This window comes from Bacteroidales bacterium, assembly GCA_035299085.1.
Classification (GTDB): domain Bacteria; phylum Bacteroidota; class Bacteroidia; order Bacteroidales; family UBA10428; genus UBA5072.
Genome location: DATGXG010000048.1, coordinates 88,771 through 110,828 on the forward strand (window position 1 = coordinate 88,771; position 22,058 = coordinate 110,828).

A 22,058-nucleotide genomic window follows, 5' to 3' on the forward strand; every position below is an offset into this window, starting at 1 on the left:
AATTATAAGGTTTGTTCAGTCCGGGCGATGATATCATCCTGCGTTTCAGGAGACAAGGTAGTAAAAAAGGCACAATATCCGGCTACCCTCACGATCAGGTCCCTGTACTTTTCCGGATCTTTTTTTGCAGCAAGCAATGTTTCTTTTGATACAATATTATATTGAACATGCCATCCCTTCAGATCAGCAAAGAAAGTGCGCAGCATGGCAACCAGTTTCTCACGGTCTGATTCATGCTGCAGGGACGAAGGCGTCAGCTTCTGGTTCAGCAGGACGCCACCCATTATTTTCTCCGTGGGAAGCTTTGAAACCGATTTGAATACTGCTGTGGGTCCCAGCAAGTCGGTGCCCGATGAAGGAGAACTCCCCTCTGCCACCGGGGTAAAAGCTTTACGGCCATCGGGAGTGGCAAACAGAACGGCCCCATTGGGAACATTCGCTGAAATACTTGAAGTGCCGGCATAATACCGACAACCAATAGGCCCGCGGTTAAACCGGGTTGTCCTGTATGATTCAAGCTCGTTGATAAATTCAAGATAGGCATCTCTCAGCAACAGATCTACGGTATCATCGTCATTGCCGTATTTGGGTGCAAAGTTGATCAGCATCTGCCGAATCTTCTCACCCTCTTTTCCATCAAAATTGCTTTCAATGGCCCACAAAAGCTGCTCATGGGTTAACCTTTTCTCTTCGAAAACCAGTTTTTTGATGGCAGCCATTGAATTACCAAGATTGGCGATACCAACCTGCAGACCCGAGACAAAATCATACTTCGATCCGCCTTCCTTGATTGTTTTTCCCCTGCCGATACAATCGTCAACAAAGGCCGAGCAAAGAATATCAGGCACATTTTCTTCGATGGCCGTATCTACAGCAGCATCGATTTCGATTGTTTTCCGCGCGTAATAACGGATTTGCTGTTGCCAGCATTTATAAAGTTCATCAAAGGTTTTAAAGTCCGAGAAATTACCGGTCGCCCGGTGAAACGTTTTGCCAGAATACCGGTCATGTCCGTTATACAGGCATGCAAGAAAAACCCTCATCAAATTCAGGAAACTCATGCCGGTGCACCGGTATCCCCACTTACCGGGCACTGCGATTTCAATGCATCCTATGGCCGAATAATTATAGGCATCGTTATGCTGCACTCCCAGCTTAATCAGTTCAGGAATCACAATTTCATCATTATTGAAAGCCGGCATCCCAAAACCCTTTTGAATGACCTTTATGCAGGCCATCATAAAATCCTGACTTATATTCTTATGGAACCGTACAGAAAGATTAGGTTGGGTTAACCTCATATGTCCCACCGACTCCAGTACCAGGTAACTAAGTTCGTTCACTGCATCGGTACCATCGGGTTTCTGACCTCCGATTGTAACATTCTGATAAAGCGGACCGCCTGCCGAAAATTGGGTATGTGACCAGGGTCTGATTTTATTGATGGACAAAAGTTTAATCCATGTATTTTCAAGCAATTCAAGAACAAATTCATCGGAAACCAACTGCAATTGCCTGTCCTTTTTGTAGAACGGATAAAGGTACTGGTCCAGTCGCCCCAGGGAAACCGAATGTCCGTTGCTTTCAATCTGTAAAACAAGCTGAACAAAATAAACAAGCTGAAGGGCCTGGTAAAAATCAGATGGCTTTTCTTTTGAAATAACCTCACAATTCCGGCTGATCAGGAGAAGCTCCTTTTTTCTTTCATAATTCGTTTCAGTCCTGCTTAATAATTCAGCCAGCCCTGAATATCGCATAATGAATGCACTGAAGGCCTTTAAGCTGATGGTGACTGCGGTATAGAAAAGATCTTTTCTTATCCCCTCCGGGGTAGTCCTGTTTATTTTTGAATGATGGTGCCTGATTTCATCAAGATATCCCCTGATGCCGGTTTCCAGGATTTTATAGAAATCCACTGCAATGTGAGCATCTCCCGATGTAAGGTTTCCGGTTGCCTTAATGATGGCGGCATCCTGGAGATCCCGCAATTCCTGCGACATCATTGCCCTGCCTTTATCATACAGGACTTTGCCTTTCCACCATGCTGCTATTTCAACGAGTTCTTTTTTGTGCTCTTCGGTTATAAAAAATGCGTCACCGGGCCTCGTATGAAGCGCGTCCTTTTCCTTTGGAAGCCAATCTACGGCATATTCAGGGAACACAGGGGCCGCCCTGTGTTGCGAAGACTGGTTTCCCACAATAAGCTCACCCTTGTCAATGAAGATTGTCATGTGCTTCAGCGTCTTTTCAAGGGCATACGCTCTTTTAATGATAACGGGTTGGTCCTCATGCTCACGGTAAGCTTCAGTATAAAACCTCGCTCTTTCAGTGCAAATGGAAGGTTTTGAACTCAAAACCTTTTCCCTGAGCGCTGAAATCCTTGCCGATAATTGTCCTTCAACAGGCATTTCAGCCACCGATCCTTGTCCTGATTCCTTTTGATTCTGCATATTTCAAATAATCGATTAATTCGTTTTGCTGAACTGCTTTTACATTCGAATACGCATAAGGCATGTCCAGCATTGTATATTTTTTAATCCCCAGGTTATGAAAGGGGATCAGGTGAATTTCCTGAAGAGTTGGAAATGAAGAGGTAAAATCAATGATTGAACTGATTTCATCAAAAGTATGATTAAACAGGGGTATAACAGGTATCCTGGCAATAAACGGAACACCGGCTTCGCTGAGTTTACAAAGATTTCCGGTGATAAGTGCAAGGTTGCCCCCTGTAAATTTCATGAATTTGGTTGCATCGGTATGTTTAATATCTACAAGCCAGGTATGGATAATGCCAATGTTTGGTTGTATTGCAGACCATTGAACATGCAATGTAGTCTCGACTGCAACGTCAATTTCTCTTCTCCTGAGCTCCTGAAGTAACTCTTTCAATGCAATTCCCTGGGCGAAAGGTTCGCCACCTGAAAGAGTCACACCGCCTCCGCTTTGACTATAGAACCTGCTGTCTTTTTCTATTTCAAGGATAAGTTCTTCTGTTGTTTTACTTTGACCGGCAACGGAAATCGCTCTTGACAGGCAAACATCGGTTAAAGCGGATGCGTCAAGTTCTGACCTTTCGATTTTCAGCGCATCATTAATAACTGTAATGGCCGGGCTAAACCGGAGACAATCTCCAAATCTTTGGCAAAGCTGAGAATCAAACATGATTTCAGGTTCAAACGATTGACTTTCGGGATTACTGCACCACTGGCATTGCAGTGTACATCCTTTATAAAAGATGATTGTCCTTATGCCGCCGCCGTCGTGTGTTGAAAACCGCTGAATGTTGAAGATCATTTTGTTAAATTGTCATGCCGACCCTGAGTTAAGTCGAAGGGAGTCCGATTTATTTATACGATGCAAAAATATATAGTTTCGTTTAAAGCACCTAATATTTTCATATGAAAGATATCATGTTTTCGTTTGGAGTTTTGGCAAGCGTAACTTCTTAAATATTAAATCAGTGTTCCTTGATCGGTGTTTGATTGGCTTCGCCGTTTGAAGGCTTCGCCGTTTGAAGCTTTGCTGTTTGAAGCTTCGGTGTTTGAAGCCTCGCTGTTTGAAGATTTCAAACGATTTCAAACGATTTCAAACTCCTTTCAAACTTTCAAACGATTTCAAATCCAGTATCCAGCATCCAGTATCTAATAATAATATTTATGGCCATAACTGAAATTGATTTGTTTCTAATACAATTTAAATTAGAATTGTCATGCCAAAACTGACATTTAATGATCTACCGGCTGCTGTGGAAGCGTTACTCCTGAGAATGGACATCCTTCATGACCTGGTCAAATCAACACGCGATACACTCGACAGTCTGATCCGGGAAGCAGGGGAATTGCCTGAAACTGCCGATCAAAAACCTGTACAAAATGTTCCGGACGAGAAATTACCTGAACGTGAGGGATTGCTTGATATCGGCAAAGCGGCCCGCTATCTGGGAATCTCAAATTCGACGCTATATATGGCCGTAGAAAGAAGGGCGATTGCACATTTCAGAAAACAGAACAGGCTGTATTTTAAAGTAGCTGATCTCGACGCTTACAAGCAAAGCCAAAAATCCGGGAAGAAGAAATCGGCCAAACCCATGCTTGATGAGCCTACCATGTTACTGGGTGATAATGATGAAAAGCTGATGTCAATGGAAGAGGCTACTGAGTATACGGGCATTTCGAAGACAAACCTTTACTCTTATGTAAAGATGAAGAAAGTGCCTTTCATCAAGAAAGGCAGAAGACTGTATTTTCCGGTTGTTGCACTGAACCAGCTCATGATCATGAGCACTGAAAAGCCTACCCGTCCAAGGGGAAGAAAAAAGAAGACTACGGCTACCGAGCCAAAAGAACCACCTGCCGGAAACCCTGACCCGGATTACGTTACGTTGAGGCAGGTTGTAAAAATGATAGGTAAACATCCGTCAACGGTATATTACCAGTTAAGAAAAATGAATGTTCCTGTAGTTGCCAGGCGCGGTAACCTGAGCTTTTATTCGCTGAGGGCTGTAAGGGAGGCTTTTCCGGAGACAGGATAACCGAGCCATTGGAAAAGTCTCGTCATTGCGAGGAGCGTGCTAATTTCTGATTATAGCATATTGTAAAGCGACGAAGCAAACTGCCCGGACAGGAAGGGCTTTACCAAGACAAAACGATTTCTGAATTGTCTTGGCTATGTCCTGCCTGTGCTAACAGATTGCTTCGTCGCTTAAAATTCTGTTATAATCAAATATTTGTCAAGCTCCTCGCAATGACGAGCTTCGTACCTACTCACTAATTACTTCGCCGGAGTAATCACAATATTCCTGAATTCAACGGGACCATGGTCACCCTGTAAAAGAATCGGACCGGGTTCACCTTCGTTACTGTCGATGGCTCCACCTGTAATACCCGGGATAATAGCATCAGTAATCGTCTTTTTGCCATTGGCAACAATGGTTACGCGACGACCGATAAGCGTAATATCGTATGTCTGCCACTCACCAGCTGGTAAAGCTGCATCCTGGTTAGGACTTACAAAACCGTAAATTCCTGCAAAAAGAATAGATGACGGTTCCTGTCCTTTGCTGTCAATAATCTGCAATTCATACCTTCCGCGAAGATAAATTCCGCTGTTGCTTCCCTGGGGAATCCGGAATTCAATATGAAGCTTGAAGTCCTTGAAGTTTTGTGTAGTGAGAATATTCGATCCTGATTTCGGGCTTTTCAGAACACCGTTTTCAATAACCCACTGGTTCTCGGGTTTCTGTGTTTTCCATCCGTCGAGATTCTTACCGTTGAAGATTTTAATGGGTTCACCCCATGCAGGTTCCTTTTCCCATGCCATGAAAGGAGCCCTGACACCGGTGAATGTACCCTGTCTGCCGTCGGGGTAAGTGATTGTACCGGTCAGCTTGTCGTTTTCAACAGTTCCTTCAAATACAAGGTCTTTCATTCCCATTTCCCACTGCGGGGGAATACTGAAATTTGCTTTGTTACCGTCAACATTTACAACAGCAATCGGACGTGCGCTTCCTTCACTGGATACAAAATGACCAACAAGGGTTTTAAAACCCGATAGCTTTACCTCGAGCCATGAAGGCACTACTTCATTCCCACGGGTAACCGTAAGATCCCAGTGACCGATGATCGGCTGTTTGTCGGCCTGGGCCTTCACTCCCAAACTTAAAGTCAAAAGGGACGCGGTTATCAACGAAAGTTTCAGACTGTAGCGGATACAGTGTGCAATTGATTTTATGTTTTTCATGCTAAAGCAATTTTTTATATTATCAAAAATAAGCATTCCGGCTTACAATTAGAATGATTTTGGTCTGATTGTCCGATCTATTTAAGCCGTTTCTCAAAACATACGCTGTTTTCCATGCCAATATACTGCCCATAATTAGGGATTTGCTGATAACCGCACTTTTTATAAAGGGCAATAGCATCCGGCTGCCTCCTGCCGGTTTCAAGCACACATTTCACATAAGAAAGTTCCCTTGCCCAGTTCTCAAGTTCAGTTACAATTAATTTGCCGATACCGTGATTGCGGATGTCGGGACTAACATACATTCTTTTGATTTCCATAGCCTCATCCGAGAACACCTTGATTGCTCCGCATCCCACTGGCTGACCCTTATGATAAGCCACCACTGCGTGCCTGATAAGATTTATCCTATTAAACGCATTATAAAAATCATGATCCCTGCCGTCGATAACGGCTAATTCCTTATCGAGAAAGGATACCATGGTTATGAAGTCGGTATGCCCTGAATCGCATCGGTTGATTGTAATCATAATGTGATTGTTGGTATGGTTTATAAAGGAAATGCCAGTGTGAATATTGTACCATTCGTATCTGAAACCACAGACAGGGTTCCATTGTGATTTTGCATGATCTGTTTGGATAAACTGAGACCAATTCCTGAACCGTTAGCTTTTGTAGTGAAAAAGGGCATGAAAATATCAGTAATGATTTCATCCGGTATCCCGGGGCCGTTATCTTCCACCCGGATAATCACATCAGTTTCCTGATAAAAAGCCGACAGGCGAATAGCTCCATCCCTGGAGTTCTCTAAAGCTTCGGTTGCGTTTTTGACCAGGTTGATCAATACCTGTTCAACCTGTGAAAAGTCGGCAGTCAACATGAGATCAGGAGGATTCACTTCCACTTGTATAAACTTATCACTAATTCCTGAATCCATAAGAAGTTTACAACTACTGAAAAGATTGGCTATCTTAAAAGGGCTGAATCGGGATTTTGGCAATGCGGTAAGGGTCCTGTAGGTATCCACAAAATCAAGCAGGCCCTTTCCTGTTTCTTCAATAGTATTGAGACCTTCAAGAGTTTTATTTATGATCCTCTCACTGATATCCCCGGGTTTTCTTATTTGGCCGTTTTCTTTAAAATATCCCGATATGACAGAGGTAAGTGAAGTAACGGGGCTTACCGAATTCATGATTTCATGAGTCAGCACACGGATAAGCCGTTGCCAGGAGTCGAGTTCTTTCCTGTCGAGCTCACGGGTAATATTTTCAAAGGAAATCAGTCTGATCACCCGGTTTTCAAATTTCAGTTCTGTTGCCCTGATGAGAATACTTTGAAGCTGGTCTTTTATTTTTATTTTATGCAGAATTTCATGGCCGGGTTGTATATTCTGAAGGATTTGGTACAAGTCAGGATCTTTAATTTTCAGAGTTCCGGGATGATTGACGTTTATAAACTCTTTTACGGCCCTGTTAAAGATGCCCGGATTCCCGTCATGGTCGAAAGACATAAGCCCTATGCTTACATGGTTCACAACGGTCTGCAGAAACTGTGCGCTTTTTTCATTTTCCATCCGGATTTGTTGAATGGTAGAATTCAATTCATTCAGTTTTTGCCTGAGTTTTTCAAAAGAATTGTTATCTGCCGGAAACCTGATCGAGGAATCATGATCATGTACTGACGAAAAGAATTTTATAAGGTCGGCATTAGTCCGGTTAACCACATTAATCAGAAGCAGTGCCTGAATGCCGATTAAGATCAGCATGCCAGCCAGCGTGTAATAGTAACCGTGTTCAATATTATGCACAATAACGGCCAGGATCATGCTTGATAGCACTATGAAAGCCACTCTGACCAGTATATTAATATAGAAGCTTTTTAAAACCATAGCTATTGTAAGTTATATTTTTGCATTTTGTTATACAGCGTCTGCCTTGCCAATCCTAATTCCTGTGAGGTTTTCAGAATATTGCCATGATTATTCTCGAGTGCTTTTTGTATGGCCTGTTTTTCGATATCGGCAAAGGTCAGGGGCTTACTTTGCTGATTGATCGGAAATACAGAGTGTGATAATAAAAAATCTTCAGGTGTGATGACATCCGAATCGCACAGGATCACGGCCTTTTCAACTGAATGTCTTAATTCCCTCACATTGCCGGGCCATTGATAACGCATCAGCTTATCCAGCGTTCTCTTTGTATATTTTAAATTGAATTTCTCATATTTCTGGGAATATTCCCTCAGGAAGTGTTCAGCAAGAAGGATGATATCCTCACCCCGCTCCCTTAAAGGGGGCAGGTCAATCACAATTGTATTGATCCGGTATAAAAGATCCTCCCTGAAGAGCCCTTTCGTCACCATATCATCAGGATTTTTATTGGTTGCACAAATAAGCCTTATATCAAAAGGTATGGGAACGGTTGAACCGACTTTGCAAATGATCCTGTTTTGCAAAGCAGTCAAGAGTTTTGCCTGCATGGAAAGCGACAGGTTCCCGATTTCATCAATGAAGAGAGTGCCGCCTGAAGCCGTTTCAATCCATCCGGTTTTGTCTTCACGTGCATCTGTAAAAGCGCCTTTTACATGGCCGAACATTTCACTTTCAAAGAGAGTCTCCGTTATCGTACCGGCGTCGATGCTTACAAACGATTCGTCCGAACGCCGTGAAAGATGATGGATTTCTTTAACCACAAGTTCCTTTCCGGTTCCGTTTTCGCCTGTCACCAGCACATTTGCTTCTGTGCGGGCGACTTTTTTTACGATCCGTAGTACTTCTTCCATGGCCCTTGATTTCCATACAAGCGTTCCGTACTGATTTATAATTCCCTTATTCAATTGTTTCTGCTTATCGCGAAGCTTTTTATTTTCAAATCGCGATTGCCTCAGCTTATAGGCAGCCTGAAGTGTAGTGATCAGTTTATGGTTGTCCCAGGGCTTCACCACAAAATCCACCGCACCTTCTTTAATAGCCCTGACTGCAAGGTCCACATCGGCATAAGCCGTAATCATAACCACCACGGCGGACGGATCATATTTCAGAATGGCATTAAGCCAGAAAATCCCCTCATTGCCGGTGTTCACACCGGCTGAAAAGTTCATATCCAGCAGGATTACATCGATTACATCCATTCTCAGATGCTGAAGGATAAGATTCGGATTTGAAACCCCGACAACCTTATCAAATTCAGGTTCCAGCAGTTGAATCAGGGCTTTAAGAACTTGTTTATGATCATCGGCGATCAACAGGCCACCTTTCATAATAGATTGTCTATTTTATGGACATTAATTTGTCCTTATTTTAGACAAATTTATGAATAAATTTATTTATGTTTCATTTAATCTCCTAGTTTTCAACTAAAATATATTATCGGAATAAGAATTGAAGTCACAATTGAAATCATTAATTTCAACAATATGCTTAAGACAACCGGTTTAACAAAAATCTTTCGAACGGATGAAGTGGAAACTACTGCACTCAACCGTGTAAACTTCCAGGCTCAGCAGGGAGAATTTGTAGCTGTTATGGGGCCTTCAGGTTGCGGAAAATCAACCCTTCTTAATATAATCGGCTTACTTGATGCTCCTTCAGGTGGCGAATATTATTTCATGGATAGAGATGTCTCTTCATACAGGGAGAACCAGCGTACAGATCTGCGAAAAGGTAACATAGGATTCATTTTTCAAAGTTTTAACCTGATTGATGAATTGACTGTCTTTGAAAACATTGAATTGCCGTTGCTTTATCTCAGAATTTCTGCAAAAGACCGCAAGAAAAAAATTGAAGCAGTTCTTGAAAGAATGCAATTGACGCCTCGCAAAAACCATTTTCCCCAGCAGTTATCGGGCGGACAGCAACAGCGGGTTGCAATAGCCAGAGCGGTGGTTACCAATCCCAAACTTATCCTTGCCGATGAGCCAACCGGAAATCTTGATTCTTCAAATGGAGAAGAGGTGTTAAAACTGCTGGAAGAATTGAATCATGACGGCACCACAGTAATTATGGTAACGCACTCTGCAGCCCATGCAGAAAGAGCACATCGCATTATTCAGCTTTTTGACGGGCATGTTGTTTCAGAAAACATTAAGAGTCAAATAATAATCCAGTAACTCAGCCGGAATGTTTAAAAACCTTCTTAAAATCGCGTTTCGTAATCTTACCCTGAGTCCGAAGTATTCAATATTAAATACAATAGGTTTGTCTATCGGAATGGCCTCTTCTATTTTAATTCTTTTATGGGTACAGGATGAATGGAGTTACGACAGACAATCTGGCAATGCCGGTAATGTATTCAGGGTAGTAGGTGACAGGGGCATTACCAATGGAGGATTAACCGCAATTACGCCTGCACCATTAGCAAAAGCTTTGAAAGAAGAATTTCCGGAGATTATAAGGGCCTCCAGATGTGGCATGGGCTCCCGGATTTCCTTTAAAACCGGTAATGAATTTATAGAAGAAACTGCTATGCCCGTTGATAATGAATTTTTAAAAATGTTCAATGTTGAATTTGAAGAAGGAGATATCAATAAGGCTTTAATCGAACCTAATTCTGTTGTACTTACCGAAAGAATAGCCAAAAAGTATTTTGGGAACGTGGATCCTGTGGGTAAAACGGTAAAATTGACTGAATCCGATGAGATTTATACAATTACAGGAATTATAAAGAATCCGCATAACAGTCACCTTAAGTATGACTTGTTGATCCCTGTAAAGCTTAATAAACAATTTGAAGACCTCAGCGGTGATATGCAGATAATGTGCTATAACTATATTGAGCTAAAAGCAGGCATAGACAGTAAATTTGTTGAGGAAAAAATCCGTGATTTTTTAATAACCCACTCCAGTAGAGTAACATTTAGAATTTCTCTTCAAAACATCAAAAAGATACATCTATTCTCTACCGGAAAATATAGTGAAGATATCGAAGGCCATGGCAGTATCTTTTATGTCAGAGTTTTAAGTCTCATATCGATCTTCATTCTCATTATCGCCTGCATTAACTTCATGAATCTGTTTTCAGCTCAATCCAAAAGAAGGGCAAAGGAAATTGGCCTGCGTAAAATATCAGGGGCCGGAAGGCAAAAAATTATTTTCCAATTCCTGGGGGAATCCTTTTTAATTGTTTTTATAGCTCATATAATTGCCATGATCTTGGTTGAGTTATTCTTGCCACAATTTAATAACCTGACCGATAAACACTTGATTATAAACTATAAAAGCGCTGGATCATACTCTATATTAATTACAGTTGTATTATTTAGTGGACTATTGGCAGGAAGTTACCCCGCTTTATACCTCTCATCATTAAACCCGTTGGTTTTAATGAAAGGTACAAATGCCAGGAAACCAGGTCATGCACCATTCAGACGTACACTGGTAATTCTCCAGTTTTCTATTTCAATTCTTCTTATTATTTGCACTTTAATCATTTACAATCAGTTCGACTTCATTCAAAACAGGAAACCCGGTTTTAACAAGGATGACATCGTTTATTTCACAACCCATCTTAACCCTGATGATCCTAAAATGGCAAGTCTCAAGAGAGAACTCGGCAATTTTCCGGATATTCTTAACATAAGTTTGGGCGATATTCCAATCAACGAAAAGTTTATAAGAAATACTGACGGCCTGAACTGGACCGGGCCTGAGAAAACCAGCGATATACGGTTTGATTTATTGAATGGTGATGCAGATTATGCATCAACATTCCAATTTAATTTAAAAGAAGGGCGTTTTTTTTCTTCTGAATTTCCAACGGATTCTTTTGCATTAGTAATTAATGAGCAGGCAGCAAAAATATTCGGTTTTATAGATCCGATAGGCAAAACAGTTACATGGTCCGATGGATCGAAATCAACAATTATAGGCGTTGTTGAAGATTTTAACTATAAATCAATGCATTATAAAATTGAACCGCTTCTTTTTACACTCAGAGCGGGGGCTTACTTCTTTATAAAAATAAGACCGGGCACTTCAGAAACAACCATTCCCTATATTAAAAAAATTTTCAACACATATAATTTCCCGTTTCGTTTAGATCTTCACTTTGTCTCTGAAGAGTATAACAATATGTACAGGAATGAGAAGCGAATTGGTAAAATACTGGGTTATTTCTCATTACTTGCAATAATAGTTTCATGCCTGGGACTTGTCGGATTGTCAGCCTTTATAGCCGAAAGCAGGACAAAAGAGATTGGAATCAGGAAAACGAATGGTGGAAAAACACAGGAAATATTCATATTACTCTCAAAACAATACCTTCTCTGGGTGAGTAGTTCCATTGCCATAGCAAGTCCGGTGGCGTGGTATTTCATGAATAAATGGCTGCAAAATTTCGCTTACCGGATTCAAATTCAATTGTGGATCTTTGTTTTAACCGGCATTTTTGTGATTATTCTGTCGTTTCTAACAGTGAGTATTCAATCGTACAGATCTGCCTGTAAAAATCCGGTCGATACACTTCGATATGAATAAGAACATCTGATAGAAATTCCTATGATTAAGAATTCTCTCAAAATAGCATTCCGGAATATCCGAAGGTACATGTTGCACTCTGTCCTGAACATCGCCGGAATGGCCATTGGCATGGCGGCTGCAATCCTGATCCTGCTATGGGTCAGGGATGAATTGAGTTACGACCGTGACTTACCGGAGGCTGGTAATATATACCGGCTCGTTGAAAAGGATACATCTTCACAGGGTTCCATGATGATTCCTGTTCCGGCTGCCCTTTCGGCCGCCATGAAACAGGAAATTCCTGAGATTATATACACAACTCGATATACGCCGTCACCGCTCTCCCTAAAAAAGGGCGATGAATATATTGAGGAATTGGTAGCTACAGTGGATAAGGATTTTCTGAAAATGTTCAACCTGCAATTTATCGATGGGGACATAAACACGGCTCTTGATGATCCCCATAGTATTATCCTTACCGAGGAAACGGCCATGAAATTCTTCGGAGATTTACATGCAGTGGGCAAAACAATTCCATCGAGGGGTTATGATGTAAAGGTTACAGGGGTTATCAAAGATATTCCGGCCAACAGGAACCTCCGGTTCAAATACCTGGTTCCACTGCAATGGCTCAGCGAACTAGGAGCTCACAGCAACTCCTGGCAAGAGCGGTTTTACACTTATGTACAAGTTAAAAAAGGAACCGATCCGAAAACAGTTGAAAGAAAGATTGCACAAATAGTCAAAACAAATGTTCCGGAGTCTCAATCGATCATATTCATGCAAAATGTTAAGAAAATTCATCTGTATTCTGCCGGAAAATACAACTATGATGTGAATGGTCTGGGCGATATTATTTATGTCAGGATACTGGCCCTGATAGCTGCTTTTATCCTGGTTATCGCATGCATCAATTTCATGAGCCTTTCAACCGCCCAATCTGTGCAACGTTCAAAAGAAACAGGCATCCGAAAAGTAACCGGTGCAGGTCGCGGGAAACTGATATTCCAATTTCTGGGTGAAGCCATGCTTATGGTTTTTACAGCCCATATTTTTGCCATGATCCTTGTAGAGCTTTTCCTTCCCGGTTTTAATACACTGACAGGCAAACAATTGTTTGTTCCATACCACAGTGCCGGGTTGTATTTGCAATTGATGGGACTGATCGTATTATGCGGTTTGCTGGCCGGTGGCTACCCTGCCCTGGTACTGTCAGCTGCCCGGCCGCTTGATGCAATCAGGGGAATAGTTAAAAAATCACCAACCAATATACGTTTCCGGAAACTGCTTGTAATCTTCCAGTTCACGATGTCGGTTGGCCTGATTATTTGCACGCTCGTTATCGGCCTCCAACTGAAATTTATGCAGAAAAAGGATATTGGTTATAACAGGGAAAATATCGGGTACTTTATGTTCCCTATTCGTCCCGGTGATCCGAAACTTGAGTCACTTAAAAAGGAACTGGCCGGTTACCCGTCAATACTCGGGGTTACAAAGGGGTTTAATCCTTCCAGTATAGAAGGTTATGTAAACGGGTTCAACTGGAACGGCAAAAAAGAAGGGAATGATATCTCTTTTTGTTTTGTGGGTGGTGATGCGGATTTTGCATCAACATTTGGTTTTAAAATAAAACAGGGACGGTTCTTTTCTCCTGAAATAAATACAGATTCATCAGCGGTAGTCATTAATGAAAAAGCATCCGAAATGATGGGTCTTGCCAATCCCCTGGGAGAGGTTATTACAACGCCATGGGGTGCCCGCCTCACGATAATCGGGATTATGAAAAATTTCAATTTTAAATCGCTCCGGTATGCGATTGAACCCCTGATTCTCCAGGTTGGCTCTTCTAATAGCTTTTTTGTAAGGATGAAACCCGGCAATCGGAAGTCAACCTTGGAATTCATTGATAAAACATTCAAATCGTTCAACCCCGGTCTGCCGATGGATTTTCATTTCATGGACAATGATTTTGAAAACATGTACATGACAGAACGAAGGATTGGCAAAATCTTCATGTATTTTTCCATGATGGCTGTTTTCATTTCCTGCCTGGGATTGATCGGGTTATCTTCTTTTATGAATGAACGGAGGACTAAGGAGATCGGTATCCGGAAAGTCAATGGCGCTAAAACGGTTGAAATATTCACATTATTATCCGGGGAATACCTGATATGGGTAATGATTTCTGTTTTCATTGCCGGCCCGGTTGCTTATTATGTCATGCATAAATGGCTGCAAAACTTTGCATTTCGCACCCATATCCCGTGGTGGGTTTTAGCTGTTAGCGGTTGCATTGCTCTGTTCATTGCTCTGGCAACAGTTAGCCTGCAATCATACCGTACTTCAGAAAAGAACCCCGTGGATGCGCTGAGGTATGAGTAACCTCCGTCATTGCGAGGAGCGTGAATTTACTTTGATTATGCCAAGATTTGATGCGACGAAGCAATCTGCCGGCACAGGAAAGGCGTTACCAAGACAGATGCCATAATGGCTCACTTGGCTAAGTTCTTCCTGTTCGGGCAGATTGCTTCGTCGACAATACATTCTGCCATAATCAATGTCCTGTCAAGCTTCTCGCAATGACGGTTGTTGTCACGCTCTTTCAACGTAGGCAGTGAACCTGAACACCTATGAATTGTTACATCTCCAAACCATAACTTATGCTTCCCAAAACCATTTCAATCCGGCCGTTCATCGGGGCAAAAGACTTTAACACTTCAAGATCATTCTACAGGGACCTGGGGTTTGACGAAACCAGGCTTTCCGAAAAAATGTCGGTTTATAAAGCCTCACAACTGGCCTTTTACCTGCAGGATGCCTATGAAAAAGACTGGATTGACAATACAATGATTTTTATGGAAGTGGAAGATGTAAACGCCTTCTGGTTTTATTTGAAATCTCTTGAATTAGAAAACACTTACAAGGATGTAAGGCTCACTCCGGTTAAATCATTTGACTGGGGCAGCGAATGTTACCTACATGATCCGTCGGGTATATTGTGGCATTTCGGAAGTTTTGCATTGTAAAATGCTCGTCATTGCGAGTAAGAACACCTTTTTAAGTTCACCCGGTGAAATGAAAACATATTTACACAGAGATTCACAGAGGTACCACAGAGGTTCACAGAGAAAAAATCTGTTTTCTCAGTGGTTCTCTGTGTCTGCTCTGTGGTTCTCTGTGTCTGCTTTTCGCAATGACGTGCCGCTTATTTCCCCGCACAACTCCAGAAACCTATCCTGCAACCCTTCATCATCCGCAAGCGGGTTATAATTGCGTTCTTTCTTATGAAAGAAATACCGGCCGCTCACAAGGGCTTCGGGTTCATTGCTTGTTGCAAGCCACACCTGGGTTTCGGCTCCTTTCATGAGATCATCGGGGGCACCGCTGCCACCCATTTTTGTAGGTACCCATCCAGGGTTTACCGCGTTGGCATAAACACCCGGCCACATGCGGGTCAAAGCTTTAGCCAGGAGAAGAACATGCAGTTTTGTGTCACTGTAAGTGAATCGCTCATTCTGGTACGATTGCCTGTCCATCCTGTCAGAACCCTGCATATGAAGCCCGGAACTCAGATAGATCAGCCTGTCAGGCCGATTGATAAGGCATGTCAGAATATACGGCGCCAGGCTGTTCACTGTAAAAACTCCGCTAGAAACCCTGTAAACTCCGGCATTATGAATAATCGCATTAAAATGCCCGGAAGCATTCGCCTGTCGCGCTATATCCTTTATTTCTTCAATCCTTGATAAATCACCCGTTACAACCCCTTCAGCGCCGGGAAGCGCTTCCAAAGCCTGTTCCCCCCTCATAGGGTTCCGGGCATGCAGCACAACAGAATGTCCCTGCGTGATGAGCATTTGAGCGGCTATTTTTCCCAGTCCGTCCGCGGCACCGGTAACCAATATTCTTGCCATAACCTGTTTATGGTATAACAATCAGGCAACCAATTGGGAAAACAATGTTTCAAGAACAGTTTCAAGATTTTCTGTAATTCCAGGGTGAGGCCTTGATGTTTGAATCGTAGCGCTCCTTACTGCAGTCAGCCACCTGAAGCGTTCTGCTTCATCAAGGCAGGCAATGGGACCTCCTTCTTTTTCTCCGGAAGCAATCTTCCTGAATCCTTCAAGGTTTTTTTCGATTTCTTCAAAATCGGCTTCCGATTTCAATGCCAGGATCTTTTCCTTATTCACCTTATACATCATGCGGATGAATTTCTCGCTCTTGCAATACAGGATTACGCCCGCATTTAAAAATTCTTCCCGTTCCACTGAAGGAACTACTCTTACAATGGCATATTCATATAAGAGCTTTTGCTGCATGGGCTTCTTTAATAAATTGTTTTGAATTTTGCAGACGGTGACTTAAAAAAGTGAAATAAGCTCTGCGCACCTGTTCAGGGCTTATGTTTTGCGACTCCCAGTTAATCCAACCGTCGGGTATGATCTGAACTATAGAATGAAGTACCTGATCATCGATGAACTGCCTGCACAGGGCATCGGCATCTTCCATCTGTGAGGCCAGGGACAGCAAAACATGGTCTTTAATATACTGAAAAGGTTCTGTGGCTTTGTTATGCCATCCGTCCCACCGGTAATGGTAATAGAGGCATGACCCGTGATCGATAAGCCACAATTCCTTGCTTGCCATCAGAAGGTTTGTGTTTTTAAATGAACGGTCAGGGTTTACAAGCAGGCTGTCGAGCCATACTATTATAGAAGCCAACAATGCATCGGGCTTATTCACTGCAGGATCAAAGGCAAAGGCCCCGGGTATGAATTTAAGTCCGAGATTCAATCCCTGGCTGGCCTTTAACAGGTCCTGTATTTCCTCATCGCCTTCTGTTCTACCAAAGCACTCATCCAATCCTGCAAAAACAATCTCGGGGACATTAAGACCCAATGCCCTGGCGATTTCCCCGCCCAATAATTCAGCTATCAGTGTTTTAACACCGTGACCGGTGCCTCTGAATTTAACTACATATTTATTGCCGTCATCGGCCTCGGCCAGTGCAGGCAGTGAACCGCCCTCCCGCAAAGGCTGCATGTACCGGGTAACAGTAACTGTTCTGATTGTACTCATGGGTACACAAAAATAGTATATTTGTCGCAATACCACATGTATGAAGAAATTGCTTTCAGGAGACGCTTTTGCAGTATTGCACATCAGGGATTTCAGGTTGTATTTGTCCTTGCGTATGCTGCTTACAATGGCAACGTTAATGCAGAGTGTCATTGTAGGCTGGCAGATTTATGATATCACACATAATGTGCTCTGGCTTGGCTTCATCGGTCTGACCGAGGTAATTCCCCAGGTGAGCATTTCCCTGTTTGCAGGCCATTTCACTGATATATGGAACCGGAGGAATATGGTCCGGTACACTACACTGATCGTAATTACCGGGGCTGCCATATTGCTCATTTATACGGCCAATGCTTCATTTTTCTATGAGCGGTATGGCGTTTTCCCTATTTTCATCAGCATTTTTCTCACGGGACTGGCAAGAGGTATAATGTCGCCCGCCCTGGTGGCCTTGCTTGGACAACTGGTTCCACGGAATCTTTACCCCAACGCTGCCACCTGGAACAGCGCAAACTGGCAGCTGGCAGCAGTGATGGGGCCTGCCATCGGCGGACTCATTTACGGGTATGCCGGCATCATTCCCGCTTATTCGGTTGTTCTTGTTTTTTATACAACGGCATTCTTTCTTGTGCTTCTGATCAGAAATCACAAACATGAAGTGATAGAAACCGGTGAGGGAATTATGGCGCGGATCATGTCGGGAATTGAATTTGTTTTCAGGACACCTGAATTACTGGGAGCTTTCGCCCTGGATATGTTTGCCGTGCTCTTTGGTGGTGCTGTGGCGATGCTTCCTGTATTTGCTTCGGATATTCTTAAAATCGGCCCGCAGGGACTTGGTATCCTTCGTGCATGTCCTGCAATCGGGGCCGTTATTACGGCTGTAATACTAATGTTCCATCCACCGCTTAAAGAAACCGGCAAAATTCTGTTCAGCGCTGTAGTGGGCTTTGGTTTGTGCATGATAGGGTTTGCATTATCCAAAAACTTCATTTTATCTGCGACCATTTTAATATTAAGCGGCGCATTCGATAACATCAGTGTCGTCATTCGCGGTACCATCCTGCAGTTATTTACGCCTGATCACATGAGGGGCCGGGTGGCTTCCGTAAACAGCATCTTCATCGGTTCATCCAATGAACTGGGCGCTTTCGAATCGGGTGTGGCTGCAAAACTGATGGGACTGGTACCTTCTGTGATATTTGGCGGTTGCATGACCCTGGCTGTGGTGGCCGTTACACTAAAACTTAACAAACCGCTGAAAAGTTTATCCCTTACACAAAAAATAGGGTAACCGTTATTTTTTTATATTTGAGGTACCCAACACCTTATCTGCTTATGAAAACCGTTTTGTTTATAGTTTATTGGTTAGTTGTAGCGTTTCAAAGCCTTTATTCACAGGAAAATTTCATTGAGGGTTATATCGTATCGACAAAAAACGATACCCTTTACGGAAAGATAGATTACCGTGAATGGTTGCAGAATCCGGAAAGGATAGATTTTTTGAACAGCAACAGTAAAATAACGGCATATTCACCTTACGATATTCTCGGATTTAATGTATCAGGTGAATCTTATAAAAGCGCCACAGTTAAAACAGAACAAAGCCCTGTTAATACCCAGGAATTAAACTTCAGTCCTGAACTCATTCTTAAAACCAAAACAGTGTTTCTCCTAAACCTGGTGGATGGAGAAAAGCAACTGTTCGTCTATCATGATTCCCTTGGTAAGGAGCATTTCTATATTCCGACTGATTCGGGAATGACCTTACTTATTTACAAAGTTTATTTGCATTCATATACAAAGTCGGAGTTGTTTACACTAAATATCGGCAGGACTGAACCGATCACCGACATCAGGATGGAAAACAAAACATACACCGGTCAGCTTGCAAAATACCTTGAAGATTGTCAACCTGTCTTCTCACAATTGTCAGCTGTCAGATACACTCAGAATGATATTACAGAATTGTTTAATCAATATAAAAAGTCATGTCATCCCGAACTGGCCATTCACCGTATAAAAAAAATTACCATTGAGTTTGGGTTTGTTACCGGTATCAGCCTGAATTCAATGAAATTCGGGAATAATGAAACGTACGCTTTTTCTAAAACATCCTATTCTTATTTCCCGAATATAGTTGCAGGGTTTAGTATTGACGCGCGATTACGTGGTAATTCAAATAAATGGTCCATCTATAATGAGGTTTTAGTTGCCCCGTATCATATTGAAGGTGAATATTTGAGTTATAGAAATAACGACTGGTATACACTTCATAAAACGGAAATCAGTGTACCTTATACCAGGATGAATAATATGCTTCGCTTCAGGTATCCGTTAAAAAAATTGTTTCTATCTGTCAATGCAGGCCTCTCAACCGGTTACGGCAGAATCAGGCATAATTCCTGGCAAAAAGACATAAAACAATATTCTATTGAAAAACAGGAGTTGGAAACAGCCATTCGATTCACCGATTCATTTGATCTAGGATTCAATGCGGGATTTGGATGCAGATACAGACGCTGGTCGATTGATGCAAGGTGGGAAAAAGGAGATGGAATGTCAACGCTGTCCGCTTTGAAATCTCATACTTTACGATATTATTTTTTATTAGGATATATCTTTTAATGAACCAAAAAATTGATTATGACCTTCAAATCAAGGACCCGGATATTCAATTTCCTGTTGGGATATCGGTTCTAGCGATTTGTTGAATCCATTCTACAGCATTTCCTGATCGTGCAATAATTTCCCCTTATAAATTATTCGCCTGTCTATGGCTGAATACCTTACATTTTTGGAAGCCTTTTTGTGATCATGACACGGATCTAATGAATTGTTTAACTAAAAAAACCAGTCATGACTTATAAAGATGATTTTCAGGAATGCATTATCGCCTGCCAGGAATGTGCTACGGCATGTACCCAGTGTGCTCTTGCCTGTTTGCATGAAGAAGCCGTACAGGAGATGACCCGTTGCATCGAGCTGAATATGGAATGTGCGGCAGTATGCCGTAGTGCGGCTGAACTGATGACACTTGACAGTGAATCGGCCCAGAGGATGTGCCAGATTTGTATGGATGTATGTAACCGGTGCGCGGATGAATGCGATCAGCATGCCGATATGGAGCATTGCCAGGAATGTGCCGATGAATGCCGGAATTGCGCTGAAGCCTGTGAAAAAATGGCAACAGTGGGAGTTCACTAGGCTGTAGTCTGTAGTCTGTTAGTCTGTAGTCGACATCAATAGCCCCGTGCCTTCAGGCCGGGGTTTTGTTTGCAGTTTTTACTATCTTCATACCAAAAAGATATGAAGTACCTGGTTATATTTCTTAGCGTTATCGCATTGTTTTCCGGTTGTTCAACTCCAACGCCACCGTTGAAACTTCATCCTGACAATCCCCACTATTTCCTGTTCAGGGGAAAACCTACAGTGCTTATAGGCTCGACCGAACACTATGGGGCTGTGCTAAACCTTGATTTCGATTATATAAAATACCTTGATGAAGTTGCAGCATCCGGGTTGAATATTACAAGAACTTTTTCAGGAATTTATCTTGAACCGCAGGGAGCATTTAATATTTCTCACAACTCCATGGCACCGGATACAGGAAGGTCAATCTGTCCATGGACCCGGAGTAATGAACCCGGATATGCTCTTGGCGGTAATAAATTTGACCTGGATCAATGGGATGAGGCTTATTTCAACCGGTTAAAAGACTTTATTTCAGAAGCTGGTAAAAGGAATATTATTGTAGAACTTGATTTGTTTTCGAATTTCTATGATACCATTCAGTGGAAACTGAGTCCGGTTAACTACCGCAATAATATCAACAGGCTTCCTGTAATTGATGATCAGAAAGAAGTTTTATCACTCCGTCATTCTGAACTTCTGGCCATTCAGGAGAAGATGGTTCGCAAAATTATTATGGAACTGAACGGGTTTGACAACCTTTATTACGAAGTATGCAATGAGCCGTATTTCGGCGATTTGCAGGCACTTCATGAATGGGAGAAACATATGACGGCTGTAGTTGTGGATGCCGAAAAAGATCTTCCGAACAAACACCTGATTTCAAATAATATCGGCAACGGCACTGTAAAAGTGGAAAAACCCAATGACGGCGTATCGATTCTCAATTTTCATTATGCCAAACCACCTGAATCGGTCGGTTTGAATTATCATTTTAATATTGCCATAGGAGATAACGAAACCGGTTTCAGGGGCATTGAGGATGTACATTACCGGACAGAGGCCTGGGAATTTATGACTGCCGGCGGTGCGTTGTATAATAACCTTGATTATTCCTTTACAGTGGGTCATGAGGACGGAACCTTTGAAGTAGTTCAGGGTCAGCCGGGTGGAGGTGGAAAGAATCTCAGAAACCAGCTGAAAATCATGGCCGGTGTTTTCAGCGAACTGGATTTCATAAATATGAAACCGGATTCTTCTGTTTTACAAAGCATTTCGGATTCAGGTTCAATACGGATACTGGCTGGAAAAAGCGAATACCTTGCATATATCCAGAACCCGGCTACGAAGCTGCAACCAGGCAAAACTGAATTTGTATTAAATCTGCCCAATGGGAATTACAACGGTCAATGGATTGACACCAAAACAGGACAGCGAAAAGATGTCCGAATTCCGGTGAATACTGATGAAGTAAATTTCACCACACCGGAATTTAAGGAGGATATTGCTCTGGTATTAAAGAGAATTTAATACTGAAAATTACAACCTGACAGCGTCCGGAGGACCTGTCAGCGTTGTTTCCAATGATACAATT

18 protein-coding genes are annotated in these 22,058 nt (G+C 42.3%); 9 read left to right on the plus strand and 9 right to left on the minus strand.

What is annotated here, in order from left to right; genetic code table 11:
• Nucleotides 1-2: 2 nt before the first annotated feature.
• Nucleotides 3-2,450: a glycyl radical protein gene (locus VK179_16140; GenBank protein ID HLO60282.1), complete on the minus strand. Its 2,448-nt coding sequence runs from the start codon at nt 2,448-2,450 to the stop codon at nt 3-5.
• Nucleotides 2,410-3,294 (minus strand): glycyl-radical enzyme activating protein, encoded by an 885-nt coding sequence (locus tag VK179_16145; protein HLO60283.1) that lies wholly within the window; start codon nt 3,292-3,294, stop codon nt 2,410-2,412. The genes VK179_16140 and VK179_16145 overlap by 41 nt, the downstream gene beginning before the upstream one ends.
• Before the next feature lie 415 nt (nt 3,295-3,709).
• Here VK179_16145 and VK179_16150 point away from each other — a divergent pair, with 415 nt between their 5' ends.
• Nucleotides 3,710-4,531, plus strand: coding sequence for a helix-turn-helix domain-containing protein (locus VK179_16150; GenBank protein HLO60284.1), 822 nt, complete (start codon nt 3,710-3,712; stop codon nt 4,529-4,531).
• A gap of 239 nt (nt 4,532-4,770) precedes the next feature.
• Here the strand turns inward: VK179_16150 and VK179_16155 are convergent, their stop codons facing one another.
• The 4 genes from VK179_16155 to VK179_16170 all read right to left on the minus strand — a co-directional run bounded on the left by VK179_16155 (nt 4,771) and on the right by VK179_16170 (nt 8,997).
• The gene (locus VK179_16155) at nt 4,771-5,739 is read right to left on the minus strand and encodes a DUF1080 domain-containing protein (GenBank protein ID HLO60285.1); all 969 of its coding nucleotides are present in this window, start codon (nt 5,737-5,739) and stop codon (nt 4,771-4,773) included.
• Nucleotides 5,740-5,816: 77 nt separating this feature from the next.
• Nucleotides 5,817-6,269, minus strand: coding sequence for a GNAT family N-acetyltransferase (locus VK179_16160; protein ID HLO60286.1), 453 nt, complete (start codon nt 6,267-6,269; stop codon nt 5,817-5,819).
• A gap of 20 nt (nt 6,270-6,289) precedes the next feature.
• A complete protein-coding gene (locus VK179_16165) occupies nt 6,290-7,627 on the minus strand; it encodes an ATP-binding protein (GenBank protein HLO60287.1) in 1,338 nt (445 codons plus the stop codon).
• Nucleotides 7,628-7,629: 2 nt separating this feature from the next.
• Nucleotides 7,630-8,997, minus strand: a complete 1,368-nt coding sequence (locus VK179_16170) for a sigma-54 dependent transcriptional regulator (protein ID HLO60288.1) — start codon at nt 8,995-8,997, stop codon at nt 7,630-7,632.
• 156 nt (nt 8,998-9,153) lie between these two features.
• Here VK179_16170 and VK179_16175 point away from each other — a divergent pair, with 156 nt between their 5' ends.
• From VK179_16175 to VK179_16190, 4 genes are all read left to right on the plus strand, one after another.
• Nucleotides 9,154-9,846 carry an ABC transporter ATP-binding protein gene (locus VK179_16175; protein ID HLO60289.1) on the plus strand — a complete coding sequence of 231 codons (693 nt, stop codon included), beginning with the start codon at nt 9,154-9,156 and terminating at the stop codon, nt 9,844-9,846.
• Nucleotides 9,847-9,856: 10 nt separating this feature from the next.
• Entirely contained in the window at nt 9,857-12,211 is a 2,355-nt protein-coding gene (locus VK179_16180) for an ABC transporter permease (GenBank protein ID HLO60290.1), read from the plus strand.
• A gap of 21 nt (nt 12,212-12,232) precedes the next feature.
• A complete protein-coding gene (locus VK179_16185) occupies nt 12,233-14,575 on the plus strand; it encodes an ABC transporter permease (protein HLO60291.1) in 2,343 nt (780 codons plus the stop codon).
• Between the two features lie 278 nt (nt 14,576-14,853).
• On the plus strand, nt 14,854-15,219 hold the full coding sequence (locus tag VK179_16190; protein ID HLO60292.1) for a hypothetical protein: 366 nt from the start codon (nt 14,854-14,856) through the stop codon (nt 15,217-15,219).
• Nucleotides 15,220-15,336: 117 nt separating this feature from the next.
• On the opposite strand, the gene VK179_16195 is transcribed toward VK179_16190, so the two are convergent.
• From VK179_16195 to VK179_16205, 3 genes are read right to left on the minus strand one after another with little or no spacing between them, the layout of a single operon-like run.
• The gene (locus VK179_16195; GenBank protein ID HLO60293.1) at nt 15,337-16,107 is read right to left on the minus strand and encodes an SDR family NAD(P)-dependent oxidoreductase; all 771 of its coding nucleotides are present in this window, start codon (nt 16,105-16,107) and stop codon (nt 15,337-15,339) included.
• 21 nt (nt 16,108-16,128) lie between these two features.
• Entirely contained in the window at nt 16,129-16,512 is a 384-nt protein-coding gene (locus tag VK179_16200; protein HLO60294.1) for a DUF3037 domain-containing protein, read from the minus strand.
• Nucleotides 16,490-17,272 carry a HipA family kinase gene (locus VK179_16205; GenBank protein ID HLO60295.1) on the minus strand — a complete coding sequence of 261 codons (783 nt, stop codon included), beginning with the start codon at nt 17,270-17,272 and terminating at the stop codon, nt 16,490-16,492. The genes VK179_16200 and VK179_16205 overlap by 23 nt, the downstream gene beginning before the upstream one ends.
• 40 nt (nt 17,273-17,312) lie before the next feature.
• Between VK179_16205 and VK179_16210 the strand changes: the two genes are divergently transcribed.
• From VK179_16210 to VK179_16225, 4 genes are all read left to right on the plus strand, one after another.
• Nucleotides 17,313-18,566 carry an MFS transporter gene (locus VK179_16210; GenBank protein HLO60296.1) on the plus strand — a complete coding sequence of 418 codons (1,254 nt, stop codon included), beginning with the start codon at nt 17,313-17,315 and terminating at the stop codon, nt 18,564-18,566.
• 44 nt (nt 18,567-18,610) lie between these two features.
• A complete protein-coding gene (locus tag VK179_16215; GenBank protein HLO60297.1) occupies nt 18,611-19,900 on the plus strand; it encodes a hypothetical protein in 1,290 nt (429 codons plus the stop codon).
• 231 nt (nt 19,901-20,131) lie between these two features.
• Nucleotides 20,132-20,479 (plus strand): four-helix bundle copper-binding protein, encoded by a 348-nt coding sequence (locus VK179_16220; protein ID HLO60298.1) that lies wholly within the window; start codon nt 20,132-20,134, stop codon nt 20,477-20,479.
• Between the two features lie 102 nt (nt 20,480-20,581).
• Entirely contained in the window at nt 20,582-21,994 is a 1,413-nt protein-coding gene (locus tag VK179_16225) for a hypothetical protein (protein HLO60299.1), read from the plus strand.
• The last annotated feature ends 64 nt before the right edge of the window (nt 21,995-22,058 follow it).